General features: G+C 33.8%; 9 protein-coding genes. 4 read left to right on the top strand and 5 right to left on the bottom strand.

Going from position 1 to position 12,839, the window contains the following annotated elements:
* Nucleotides 1-398 precede the first annotated feature (398 nt).
* The 4 genes from AC5ZCW_RS18020 to AC5ZCW_RS18005 form a co-directional block, all read right to left on the bottom strand.
* A complete protein-coding gene (locus AC5ZCW_RS18020; RefSeq protein ID WP_496121084.1) occupies nt 399-1,394 on the bottom strand; it encodes a Gfo/Idh/MocA family protein in 996 nt (331 codons plus the stop codon).
* Nucleotides 1,395-1,692: 298 nt separating this feature from the next.
* Nucleotides 1,693-3,801 carry a prolyl oligopeptidase family serine peptidase gene (locus tag AC5ZCW_RS18015; RefSeq protein WP_496121083.1) on the bottom strand — a complete coding sequence of 703 codons (2,109 nt, stop codon included), beginning with the start codon at nt 3,799-3,801 and terminating at the stop codon, nt 1,693-1,695.
* Between the two features lie 140 nt (nt 3,802-3,941).
* Entirely contained in the window at nt 3,942-6,149 is a 2,208-nt protein-coding gene (locus tag AC5ZCW_RS18010) for a TonB-dependent receptor (protein WP_496121082.1), read from the bottom strand.
* Nucleotides 6,150-6,311: 162 nt separating this feature from the next.
* Entirely contained in the window at nt 6,312-6,665 is a 354-nt protein-coding gene (locus AC5ZCW_RS18005; protein WP_281634568.1) for a hypothetical protein, read from the bottom strand.
* Between the two features lie 224 nt (nt 6,666-6,889).
* Between AC5ZCW_RS18005 and AC5ZCW_RS18000 the strand changes: the two genes are divergently transcribed.
* Entirely contained in the window at nt 6,890-7,594 is a 705-nt protein-coding gene (locus tag AC5ZCW_RS18000; RefSeq protein ID WP_343540413.1) for a porin family protein, read from the top strand.
* Here AC5ZCW_RS18000 and AC5ZCW_RS17995 read toward each other — a convergent pair.
* Nucleotides 7,589-8,194 (bottom strand): hypothetical protein, encoded by a 606-nt coding sequence (locus AC5ZCW_RS17995; protein WP_343540412.1) that lies wholly within the window; start codon nt 8,192-8,194, stop codon nt 7,589-7,591. The genes AC5ZCW_RS18000 and AC5ZCW_RS17995 overlap by 6 nt on opposite strands.
* Before the next feature lie 470 nt (nt 8,195-8,664).
* Here AC5ZCW_RS17995 and AC5ZCW_RS17990 point away from each other — a divergent pair, with 470 nt between their 5' ends.
* The 3 genes from AC5ZCW_RS17990 to AC5ZCW_RS17980 all read left to right on the top strand — a co-directional run bounded on the left by AC5ZCW_RS17990 (nt 8,665) and on the right by AC5ZCW_RS17980 (nt 12,747).
* Nucleotides 8,665-11,136 (top strand): bifunctional UDP-N-acetylmuramoyl-tripeptide:D-alanyl-D-alanine ligase/alanine racemase, encoded by a 2,472-nt coding sequence (locus AC5ZCW_RS17990; RefSeq protein WP_496121081.1) that lies wholly within the window; start codon nt 8,665-8,667, stop codon nt 11,134-11,136.
* A gap of 68 nt (nt 11,137-11,204) precedes the next feature.
* Complete coding sequence (mscL, locus tag AC5ZCW_RS17985) at nt 11,205-11,582, top strand: large conductance mechanosensitive channel protein MscL (protein ID WP_111376040.1); 378 nt, start codon at nt 11,205-11,207, stop codon at nt 11,580-11,582.
* A 175-nt stretch (nt 11,583-11,757) separates the two neighbouring features.
* Nucleotides 11,758-12,747: an aspartate-semialdehyde dehydrogenase gene (locus tag AC5ZCW_RS17980; RefSeq protein ID WP_496121079.1), complete on the top strand. Its 990-nt coding sequence runs from the start codon at nt 11,758-11,760 to the stop codon at nt 12,745-12,747.
* The last annotated feature ends 92 nt before the right edge of the window (nt 12,748-12,839 follow it).

Here is a 12,839-nt window from a genome sequence, read left to right as displayed (position 1 = left end):
TTTACGATTCAACAAATGATTTGAGAAATTTATCATAAGCTCAACTCCTTGATAACGGGTCTCAAGCCCAAATTTCTATCTGAGTCTTTGATAAAAGGGAAGCTAAAGTCTTAATCGAAATATAAGTCTCAAGCTCAGAGGAACGAATAGTTTACTTTTGCTTCCTTTCTCAATCATAAATCTACTTAAAATTAAAAAAACAAATCTAAAGGAGGAACGAGAAATCTCCACAAGTAGCTCTACAAAGATTGGTGACAATTGGAAAGGAGTTTCTCGCGAAGATTTCTCGTTCCTCGAAATGACAAACTGTCCAGTTTTATCTTTGTCAAAGTTTTAAACTTTGACAAAGATTTTTAATGTATTCCTCCAGTTAAAGCGTGAGGCAATTCAACACAATACTATTTTGAAGCTTCTCTAAACTCTTTCAAAACTTGATCAATAACCCAAGTGGTTCTAGCTCCAGAATTTCCTTTCGATGGAGAGGCGTTTTCATTCCCTAAAAGTTCGGCAATAACAGTTTCAATAAACGGTTGCTGAATATGTAATGGATTTTCAATTGTAATGCTTTCTTTTTCTCCATTTGCATATTGAATGTGAATAGGGTCATTCCCAAAAGTAGAAAAAGAGATTTTACCTTTATCGCCTACAATTTCAGTGTTATCATAACGTTCAAAACTTGCAAAATTCCAAATTCCTGAACCATGAATTCCGTTTTCGAATAAAAAGGACATTGAAACTGCGTCTTCTGCCGGATATGCTTTTAATTGAGAAGTTGCATGTCCGCGAACTGATTTTATTGGACCTAAAACAAAATCAAGGAAATCTAAAGTATGGCAAGCCAAATCCACAAAGATTCCGCCTCCTGAAATATGTGGTAAAACAGTCCAAGGAAGATTGATTTCGTCATCGTAACGTGCTTCAAAAGGATGGTACAAAACACAATTGACGTGCCTGATTGTTCCTAATTTTCCCTGATCGATTATTTCTTTTATTTTTAAAAAACGAGGTAAAGCTCTTCTATAATAAGCAACAAACAAAGGAACATTATGTTCTTTGCAGACGCTGATCATTTCGTTGCATTCTTCAAATGTCAAAGCCATTGGTTTCTCCACATAAACTGGTTTTCCTGCTTTGGCGCATAAAATGGTGTATTCTTTATGAGAAGATGGAGGAGTAGCGATATAAACGGCGTCGACTTCGGGATCATTTATTAAATCTTCCGCGTTAGAATACCATTTCGGAACATTATGGCGTTTGGCGTAATCTTCGGCAAGAGCCGCATCTCTTCTCATAACTGCAACTAAAGCCGAATTTGGAGCTTTCTGAAAAGCTGGCCCGCTTTTTACTTCGGTTACATTTCCGCACCCAATAATTCCCCATTTTATAATTTCCATTGATTAAGTTTTTAGTTTCTCAAATTTAAAAAAGGTTTGCCACGAATTGCACTAATTTCCACGAATTATTTTTTTGATGTTTGCCGCAGATTAATGGATTTTCACAGATTACTAAAGTAAACGCATAGATATTTAAATCATTTTAATTCTTTTAATCTGTGGTAAAAAAAATATATAAATGAGATTTTCCTCAATTTAAATTAGTGGAAATTAGAGTAATTCGTGGCAAAATAAAAAGCCACAAATTCACAAAAATAATTCGTGAATTCGTGGCTAATAAAAAATTTAGCTTAAAGTTTTATTTTTTAGGTAAAGCTTTAAAACCCATATTGTAAAGTGTAAAAGCTTGAATGTCTACGTTCTCTTGAATCGTAGCCGCAACAGATTTTCCTGCTCCGTGACCTGCTTTAACGTCAATTCTAATCAAAACCGGATTTTCTCCAGTTTGTTTTTCTTGTAACTCAGAAGCAAATTTGAAGCTGTGCGCAGGAACTACACGATCGTCATGATCTCCAGTCGTTACCATTGTTGCAGGATAATGAGTTCCTTGTTTAACGTTGTGAACAGGTGAATATCCTTTTAAATATTCAAACATTTCTTTGCTGTCTTGAGCAGTTCCGTAATCAAAAGCCCATCCTGCTCCAGCTGTAAAGGCATTATAACGAAGCATATCCATAACTCCAACCGCTGGCAATGCTACTTTCATTAAATCTGGACGCTGTGTCATCGTTGCTCCAACCAACAAACCTCCGTTAGATCCTCCGCGAATAGCCAAATAATCAGAAGAAGTGTATTTTTGAGCAATTAAGTATTCTGCAGCAGCAATAAAATCATCAAACACATTTTGTTTTTGCATTTTTGTTCCAGCATCATGCCATTTTTTTCCGTATTCACCACCACCTCTAAGGTTAGCCACTGCGTAAACTCCACCATTTTCTAACCAAACCGCATTGGCAATACTAAAACTTGGTGTTAAACTAATATTGAATCCGCCATAACCATAAAGAATAGTTGGGTTTTTACCGTCTAATTTTGTTCCTTTTTTATACGTAATAATCATCGGAACTTTTGTACCATCTTTTGACGTATAAAAAACTTGTTTAGACTCATAATCTTCACTCTTGAAATCAACTTTTGGTTTTGCATATACTTCAGATTTGCCAGATTTTGGTTCAAAAGAATAGATACTTCCCGGAGTTGTATAATTTGTAAAACTGTAGTACAAGATTTTATCTTCTTTTTTACCACTAAATCCACCAGCAGTTCCAACAGCTGGAAGTTTGATTTCGCGAACTAATTTTCCGCTGTAATCATATTGTTGTACAAATGAAACGGCATCTTTAGTATAATTGGCAAAGAAATAACCAGCACCAGTTGATGGCGATAATATATCTTTGGTTTCTTTAATAAAATCTTTCCAGTTTTCAGGCTTCGGATTTGCTGCATCAACCGTTACAACACGTTTGTTTGGTGCGTTATAATCTGTTTCAATAAACAATTTGCTTCCTTCGTTTTCAATGACGTTGCTATCGCTATTAAAGTTGTCTACGATAGTAACGATTGGACTGTTCGGTTTTGTTAAATCCTTAATGTATAATTCGTTTCCGTAAGTCGAATTAGCTGCCGTGATTACCAAATAACGGTTGTCTTCAGTAACATATCCGCCAACATATCTTCTTTTTTGATCTGCACCAAAAATTACTTTATCATCTTTTTGAGAAGTTCCTAGTTTATGGAAATACAATTTGTGCTGATCTGTTTTAGCAGATAATTCACTTCCTTTTGGTTTGTCATAACTAGAATAGTAGAAACCTTCATTTTTATACCATGAAACACCGCTAAATTTCACATCAACCAAAGTATCTTCTACAATTTTCTTAGAAAGTGCGTCTATGATAATTACTTTTCTCCAATCGCTTCCTCCTTCAGAAATTGCATAAGCTGCTTTGCTTCCATCTTCAGAAAAATCAAGTCCGCCTAGAGAAGTTGTTCCGTCTTTAGAAAAAGTGTTTGGATCTAAGAAAACTTCTTCTTTGCCATTTTCATCTTTTCTGTAAACAACAGATTGATTCTGAAGTCCGTTGTTTTTAGAGTAATAAGCAAATTTTCCTTCTTTGGATGGAGCTCCAATTTTTTCGTAGTTCCAAAGTTTTTCCATTCGCTTTTTAAGTTCTTCGCGAAACGGAATTTTATCTAAATAAGCATAAGTAACTTCGTTTTCGGCTTTTACCCAAGCACCAGTTTCGGCAGATTTATCATCTTCTAACCAGCGGTAGGGATCGCTTACTTTGGTGTCAAAATAAACATCAACAGTTTCTCCTTTTTTTGTTTGCGGATATTGTATTTTGCCTTGTCCAAATGATATTCCTGCAGTTGTAATTGCCATTAATAAAAATGTTTTTTTCATAGTTAGTTTTTATCTGTTATAACAAAAATAGCACTTTTTGTTGTGAAAATTGAAATGAAAAATTAAACCATATAAGTAATGTAAGTTCATTTAAACGGTTTGCTTAATTTTACTTATGTGACTTATATGGTTTAAAATTGTTACAGATTAAAGTTAACCCCCAAAACGATATTTCTTCCAATGTTCGGAATACCGTCTGTCTTTAATCTAGAAAGGTGTGCAATATATTTTTTGTCGAATAAATTGTTTCCGTTTAAGTTAATATCGAAAGCCGTTTTTCCTAGTTTAACAGTTCCTCCAAAACCTAAATTTACTAGAGTATAACCTTTAGAAGCTGTTTCGAAACCGCTTACATTATCTTGATTAAAAGTCGAAGAAACGTTCAATGAAGCAAAACCTTCGCTCAGCCAGTTTTTGATATTAAATTCAGTTCTAAGTGTATTATTCCAATTGTTTGCTGGAATCAGAGGAAGATAATCTTTGTTCTCTTTTTTACCTGTAACCGTTTCAAAACTAGTTTCAAAATGCAACCAGTCTAAAGGGTGAGGATGAAAATGCAACCCAACTTCGCCACCATACAATTGTGCATTATCCTGAACATAAGCAAAAACATCATTGTTATCTAGAACTTCTCCGGTTGGCGAAGTATAAATGTAATTGTTTACGTGATTGTAAAATCCGTTTACGAAAAATTCAAAGTGCGTGTTTTTGTATTCCAAGTTCAAATCGGTCTGAACGTTTTGCTCTGTTTTCAAATTAGCATTCCCAATTTCATAACGATTTGTTCCTTCATGAACACCATTTGAAGTCAATTCAGCCAAGTTTGGAGCTCTAAATCCTGTGGCAACATTCAAACGAAGCGTTAAAGGTTCTGCCAGTTTTGTTTTATAACCTAAAGAAGCATTAAAGCTATCAAAAGATCGGTCTAAGGCCTGAAAATAACCTTCTTCACCTTCATTTCCGTGTGCTATTGAAGTAATATTTCGGTTGTCAAAACGCAATCCGGCTTGAATAACGCTATTGTCCCATTCGTAATTGGCTGTTCCGAAAACTCCAAAATCATTAGTTGTGGCATCCGGAATTAAATATTCTTCTCCAGAATTTTTATTGGTCTGATGCATTCCCTGAACTCCTATAATAGTTTCGATTTTACCGAATTTAGGGAAATGGTATTTCGCATTGTAATTGAAAGTGTTCAATTTCATGTGAAGCGAAGCTTCATTGCTGTCTTCAAACTCACTTCGGTCATTGGCAATATATCCTAAATCTACATCAAGTTTAGAATTTTCAAAAAAGATAACATTATTCAAACTCAATAAATGATTGAAAATTCCCTGTCTTGGAAATTGTGTGTCTTTGTTTGAAGATTGTGCTGCAATTCCGTCTTCTGGAATCCCGATATCCAATTTGTTATAGTTGTATCTCAAAACACTTGAAAAAGTCGAATTGCTGTAGCCAATTCCAGTTTTAAAGTCCGTTTCGTTGTAACGAGAATTTGTCACACGATCACCGCCAGAAATTTTATAATCAGAATGTGTATTGTAGCTTCCTCTTGCTAAGAATTTCCAGTTATCTGTAGACGTTTTTAATCCGATAGAAGAGTTGCTTCCTTGTGTATTCGTAAAATATTTTTGACTGAAATTAGCTTTAAAATCACCAGCATCAGCAAATTTTTCAGGATTGAAATATAAAACACCTCCCAAAGCATCAGAACCATACAATAACGAAGCTGGTCCTTTAATAACTTCAACACTTTCTATTCCAGCATCATTTAAACCCAAACCATGCTCATCTCCAAATTGCTGATTTTCGATACGAACTCCCTGAGAATAAACCAAAACACGATTACCGCTAAGTCCGCGAATTACTGGTTTTCCGATAGAAGTTCCTGTTGAAATCTGAGAAACTCCTGGAATTGTTGCTAAACCTTCAATCAAAGTTGAGGTTCCTTTTTGCTGTAATGTTTTGATGCTTTCGTGCTCAATCTTCATTACGTTTTGCGATTGCAGTTTATTGAAAGGTGTAGAAACTACTACTTCATCCATTTCTAAAATAGATTCTTCAAGAGTAATATCTAGCGTATTTTGCTTAAGCAATTTTGCGATAGTTTTATTTTGATTTGCATATCCAACATACGTGAAAGCAATGCGTAGGCTTCCGTTTGGAAGATTATTCAGTTCATATTTTCCGTTTGCGTCTGTTGTAGTTCCTTTATGTAATTCGGGAGCATAAACAGAAACTCCGGGCAATGGCTGATTTTGATTATCGGTCACTGTTCCCGAAACCGAATTTTGAGCAGTAAGTATGCTCGAAAACCCTAAAATAAGGGCTATTATATATTTTTTCATTTGAAAATGATGCTATAGTTAAATTGAATTTTTCTTCAAATAAAAACCAAACGCGACATTAAAGCATTCTGATCCCAATTTAGAAGATTAGGATTAGGAAACTCAATGTTGTTTTGAATTTAAATGAAAAGAAATGTGATTTTTTTTCGAAAAATCGATAACCTAAGAAACTATAAATGCAGGAGGTCCGCGTAAGAAATACGAAGGAGATGAAATAGAGAAAATTTTCTCTGTAACGGGTAAGAAATAAGCAAATTCTTTTTCAAAAGAATGAAATTGAAATTGAAAAGTTTCTGGAACAATGTAACTTCCGAAGGCGAAATTACAAACAAAACAAACCTCATAATCATGATGCTGATGCGTTATTTCTCCGCTCGGATCATTGTAATTGTGATGGCACTGTTTTTCTGAAAGCTGCTTTACAATATGCTCATAACTGTGTATCGACTGAAACAATATCGAAAACAATATTGTTACAGCAAACGATAAACTTAATATGAGCTGCTTTTTCTTCATACACTGCAAAGGTATAAAAGATAAAAACAAAATTGATTAATTTTTTCTTTCAGCGAGTTGATTTATTGAAAATAATGCAGCAATTAATTTTATTAGGAGTCAAAATGAGAATATTTTACTTCTTATCGTTTCTGCAGAAAGCATTATATTATATTTGTATGTGAAATAAATGGACATTGAAAAACGTTTATTTATAATTACCTCTTTAAAATCAAAAACACGATATGCGAATTATTTTTAGCTGCTTATTTTTACTCACTTTTTTAAATTCTTTTGCGCAAGAAGACGTTAAGCCTGAGATAAAACCAGTTGTAAAAATAGATTCTTTATATCGAGAAGATCAGTTTTATTTTTCGGTTACCTATAATATGTTTACGGATATTCCAATCGATTTCAAACAGAATAAATTTTCTCTTGGACTTTCAGGAGGTTTTTTGCGCGATATGCCGGTGAATAAATCAAGAACCGTTGCTATTGCTGCTGGATTAGGGTTGAGTTATCAGAATTATTATCAGAATCTGACTATTTCTGAAGATGGTTCGGGATCAATAATATATGGAGTTAACGATTATGGGCAATTTGTATCCAATCGTTACAGACAATATTCTGTAGATCTTCCAATAGAATTCAGATGGCGTAATTCGACGTATGAAAGTACTAAATTCTGGCGTATCTATGGTGGAGTTAAACTGAGTTATGTTTTCTCAAGCGCCTCTACTCTTGACGATGGCGAAAAAACGTATAAAATCAAAAACAACGGAGATATCAATAAATTTCAGTACGGACCATATCTGGCCGCAGGATATAATACCTGGAACGTTTATATATATTACGGCTTAAATCCGTTATTTAAGTCGGCAACAACTTTGAATGGAGAAAAAATCAATATGAAAACCTTAAATGCAGGACTGATTTTTTATATTTTATAACCACAAGTATAAAAATAAAAGTTGTGGCATTATTCCAACAAACAATCCAATTAAGATTTCTCTAGAAGTATGCGCATTCATTTCTAAGCGAGATGAAGCTACAATTCCTGATAATAAAATAAGTAAAGCTGGCCAATAAGGATTATGCAGCTGAAGATGAATATTTAATCCGATAACAAAAATCGTTAAACCTGAGATTGCGACCATATGCAAGCTTGCTTTTGTCTTGAACAGCACACATACCAATGCTAAAATAGTACTGAACAATGCGGCAAGAAAAAAGAAGTGAAGCTCTGGATAACGTGTAATTACAATGCTTCTTTTTACTAATAAAATATATAAAAAACACTGTAAAATAAGAGGAATAGTTCGTTCTGATGTCTGACTTAGCATTATTGATTTTACGTGTCCAGTCGATCTTAATAATAGATAAAATAAGATCGGAACAATGATGTTAATGACCAAAATCTGAATTAAGACAAAATACTTTTCGTTTGTGCTGAAAACATCATCTTTGTAAAATAAGTAAAACAAAGTTGCGTATAACGATATAAAAATCGGATGTAAGATATAGGAGAATAGTGGAAGTACTTTTTTCAAAACTTGCAAATTTGTGGTCTAAAAACAAATATAATCAATAAATGTTTTCTGCCACGAATTACACGAATTCACACGATTTATTTTTTTTCCACTCCCGATAGCTATCGGGATAACCGGATTTAAAAGGATTATAATTAGTGATACTTTTTTTAATCTGGGGAAGAAATTTTTCACGCAGATTTGCTTCGCCTGTTCGCTATCGCTCGGGTAGCAGATCTCGCAGATTTTTTTAAAATTAATTTGCGGAATGGGTGGCTGGTTTTTTAGAAATCAGTGATAATCTTTGTAATCTGTGGCTAAAAATTTTCACGCAGATTTAGCAGATTATAAAAAAAAATTAATTCGTGTGAATTCGTGTAATTCGTGGCAAATCTACTTTTTCTACACTTTCATATAAATGGAATAATTAGTGAAAATTTAGGAGTTTCGTGGCAAACCTTTTTTTAAATTTGAAAAAAAGAAATTCCGAAATGAGTCTAAATTTAAAAAGCCTGGTTTCAGTACTTAACGCCAAATGGATTGGTACAAATGCTGATGTTTTAATCGATCATATTTCAATTGACAGCCGTTCACTTCAAAACGGATCACAGACTTTATTTTTTGCTCTGGCCGGTGTTAACAACGATGCTCATTTGTTTATTCCAGACTTAATAGAAAACGGAGTTCAGAATTTTGTGGTTCAGTATATTCCAGATGGTTATATAGACAAAGCTAATTTTTTAGTTGTTGGTAATGCACTTTTGGCACTTCAGGAATTTGCGGCTTATTACAGAAATCTTTTCCATTTTCCAGTTATCGGATTAACTGGAAGTAACGGTAAAACGATTGTAAAAGAATGGCTTAATTTCTTGTTGAGTCCTGATTATAATATTATTAGAAGTCCAAAAAGCTACAACTCTCAAGTTGGAGTTCCGCTTTCGGTAATTGGTATTAACGAAAAACATAATTTAGGCATTTTCGAAGCTGGAATTTCGACAGTTAACGAAATGATTCATCTTGAAAAAATAATTAAACCTACAATTGGTGTGCTCACTAATATTGGAAGTGCACACGATGAAGGGTTTTTAAATTTAGTGCAGAAGATTGATGAAAAACTACTTTTGTTTAAAGATTGCCCGATAATTATCTATCAAAAAACAGAAGTCGTAGAATCATGTCTGACTCAGTTTGCGGCAGAATATATGATTCACCCGAGAAAGCTTTTTTCTTGGAGTTTTACAGATAAAAAAGCAGATGTTTTTATTGAAAAAAGAGAAGGTAAAAACGATCATACTTTTATTCAATATCAATACAAAAATGAAATTTTCAATTTAGAAATTCCGTTTAACGATTCGGCTTCTATAGAAAATGCTATTTCCTGTTTATTGGTTTTGCTGCATTTTAATTACGATCAAGAAACTATTCAAAGTCGAATTGAGATGCTTTATCCTGTTCGAATGCGGCTTGAAGTAAAAAACGGAATCAACAATTGCAGTATTATTGATGATAGTTACAGTTCCGATTTTCAATCGCTTAAAATTGCTTTGGATTTCTTAGAAAGCCAAAAGAAAAAAGGCGCTTCAAAAACTGTTATTTTATCTGATATTTTCCAAAGCGGATTTGCAAATGAAGAATTGTATTCTAAAGTTGCCCAGTTAATTTCAGACAATAAAATAAACCGCATCATTGGTATTGGCGCAACGATTTCTTCTTTTGCAGCTAAATTTCCAAACAGTACTATGTTTCAAAATACAGCCGATTTTATAGCTGATATCGATAATCTGAATTTTAATAATGAAACGATTCTGATAAAGGGAGCTAGATCTTTTCAGTTTGAAGAGATTGTTTCGCTTCTTGAAGAGAAAACACACGAAACAGTTCTTGAAATTAATCTCGATGCTATTAGCCATAACTTTAATTATTACAAGTCAAAACTGGCACCAAATGTCAAAATGATGGTTATGGTAAAAGCATTTGGTTACGGAAACGGCGGTTTAGAAATTGCTAAACTTTTAGAACATCATAAAGTAGATTATTTGGGAGTGGCTTTCGCCGATGAAGGAATAACGTTGAAAAATGGAGGGATAAAAGTTCCCATTATGGTTTTGAATCCAGAATCGACTAGTTTTCCATCTATGATTCAATATCAGTTGGAACCTGAAATATATAGCTTAAAAGGATTAAATGCCTTTTTGAAAATTGCACGCGAAAAGAACTTAAAAGATTATCCAATTCATATCAAAATGGATACAGGAATGCATCGTTTAGGTTTTGAAAACAATACAATCGATGAACTGATTGCGACTTTAAAAGGAAATTCGAGCGTTCGTGTTCAAAGTATTTTATCTCATTTAGCAACAAGTGATGATCCGAAACATTTTGATTTTGTGCGACAGCAGATTGCCTTGTTCGAAAATCTGTCTTCAAAACTGATGTCAGCATTAAATATCAATCCAATTCGTCATACATTAAATACTTCTGGAATCAGTAATTTTCCAGACGCGCAATACAGTATGGTGCGTTTGGGAATCGGATTGTATGGAGTTTCAAACGATCCTGCAGAACAGAAATATCTGGAAAATGTGGGAACGTTAAAATCTATAATTTCTCAAATTCGAACCATTCCAGCTGGTGACAGCGTAGGTTACGGACGCCGTTTTATGGCTGACCGAGAAACAAAAATTGCTACAATTCCAATTGGTTATGCAGACGGAATTTCGAGATTATGGGGTAATGAAATCGGTTATGTAACAATCAAAAATCAGAAAGCAAAAATTGTTGGCAGTGTCTGTATGGATATGCTGATGGTTAATGTCAGCCATATCGATTGTAAAGAAGGTGACTCGGTAATTATTTTCGGCGAAAGCCCGACTGTGATAGAGATGGCTGTAGCGTTAAAAACAATTCCGTATGAGATTATGACGAGTATTTCACAACGTGTTAAGAGGGTATTTTTTAGATAATATTAAGAATTTCCAATAAAATTGCGTATTTTCGATATTACTTAATTATAAATATAAACAGATACGATATGGGATTTTTTTCTGAATTTAAGGAATTTGCAATGAAAGGCAACGTGGTTGACCTGGCTGTCGGGGTGATCATTGGAGCTGCTTTTGGTAAAATTGTCAGCTCATTTATTGAAGATGTAATTACGCCATTGCTGTTGAAACCAGCTTTAGATGCTGCGCATTTATCGACTATTGAACAGTTGACTGCTTTTGGAGGTGTAAAGTATGGAGTCTTTATATCGGCAGTAATTAACTTTATAATTGTGGCTTTTGTTTTATTCTTGATAATTAAGGGAATGAATCATGCAAAAAAGAAAGATGTTGCACCACCGCCTCCAGCTGGACCAACTCAAGAAGAATTATTGACACAGATTAGAGATTTATTGAAAAATAAATAAAAATATAATACCGCTACACTAAGTCTAATTTAACCGCCTTCTAAAGAGGCGGTTTTTTTACAAAATGTTTGTTTTGTAACAATTTGTTATTTTTTGTGAATCACCTTGCCATAACTTTTATTATACTTACTTTTGCGATACAAATTAGATTAATTGATTATTTAAAAATATAAAAATGAGAATTGCAGTTGTAGGCGCTACTGGAATGGTAGGCGAAGTAATGCTTAAAGTATTAGCAGAAAGAAATTTTCCTGTTACAGAATTAATTCCTGTTGCATCAGAAAGATCAGTAGGAAAAGAAATCGAATACAAAGGAACTAAATATAAAGTAGTAGGATTACAGACAGCTGTTGATATGAAAGCTGATATTGCTGTTTTCTCTGCTGGAGGAGATACTTCATTAGAATGGGCTCCAAAATTTGCTGCTGCTGGAACAACTGTTATCGATAACTCGTCTGCATGGAGAATGGATCCTACTAAAAAATTGGTAGTTCCAGAAATCAATGCTGATGTTTTAACTAAAGAAGATAAAATTATTGCAAATCCAAACTGTTCTACTATTCAAATGGTAATGACTTTGGCTCCTTTGCATAAAAAATACAACATTAAAAGAATCATTGTTTCTACTTACCAATCTATCACAGGAACTGGTGTAAAAGCGGTGAAACAATTAGAAAACGAGTACGCTGGAGTTCAAGGTGAGATGGCTTACAAATATCCAATTCACAGAAATGCAATTCCACACTGCGACAGTTTTGAAGAAAACGGGTACACTAAAGAAGAAATGAAATTAGTTCGCGAAACTCAAAAAATCTTAGGTGATAACACTATCAGAGTTACTGCAACTGCTGTTCGTGTTCCAGTTGTTGGTGGACACAGTGAGGCTGTAAACGTTGAGTTTACAAATGATTTTGATGTAAACGAAGTTCGTGAAATCTTACACAATACTGATGGAGTAGTGGTTCAAGATAATTTGGATACTTTTACTTATCCAATGCCATTATATGCAGAAGGTAAAAATGATGTTTTTGTTGGAAGAATCCGTCGTGACGAAAGCCAGCCAAATACATTAAATATGTGGATTGTTGCTGATAACTTAAGAAAAGGAGCTGCAACAAACACAATTCAAATCGCTGAATATTTAATTAAAGCTGGTTTGGTATAATCGAGAGATTAAATAAAATTGTTATAAAGAGAAAACCGTAATTGCAGTAATGTAATTACGGTTTTTTTGTGAGAAATATTTTTAATAAATAG

This window comes from Flavobacterium sp. PLA-DH12 (assembly GCF_059511845.1).
Note: the sequence above shows the minus strand (reverse complement) of the source record. Positions and strands in the feature narration are given on the sequence as shown.

Excerpts from the sequence above, each read along its gene's own strand:
- AC5ZCW_RS17990 (WP_496121081.1), top strand. The coding sequence starts at position 8,665 with ATGAGTCTAAATTTAAAAAGCCTGGTTTCAGTACTTAACGCCAAATGG.
- AC5ZCW_RS18015 (WP_496121083.1), bottom strand. The coding sequence starts at position 3,801 with ATGAAAAAAACATTTTTATTAATGGCAATTACAACTGCAGGAATATCA.
- AC5ZCW_RS18010 (WP_496121082.1), bottom strand. The coding sequence starts at position 6,149 with ATGAAAAAATATATAATAGCCCTTATTTTAGGGTTTTCGAGCATACTT.
- AC5ZCW_RS17980 (WP_496121079.1), top strand. The coding sequence starts at position 11,758 with ATGAGAATTGCAGTTGTAGGCGCTACTGGAATGGTAGGCGAAGTAATG.
- AC5ZCW_RS18005 (WP_281634568.1), bottom strand. The coding sequence starts at position 6,665 with ATGAAGAAAAAGCAGCTCATATTAAGTTTATCGTTTGCTGTAACAATA.
- AC5ZCW_RS18000 (WP_343540413.1), top strand. The coding sequence starts at position 6,890 with ATGCGAATTATTTTTAGCTGCTTATTTTTACTCACTTTTTTAAATTCT.
- AC5ZCW_RS18020 (WP_496121084.1), bottom strand. The coding sequence starts at position 1,394 with ATGGAAATTATAAAATGGGGAATTATTGGGTGCGGAAATGTAACCGAA.
- mscL (WP_111376040.1), top strand. The coding sequence starts at position 11,205 with ATGGGATTTTTTTCTGAATTTAAGGAATTTGCAATGAAAGGCAACGTG.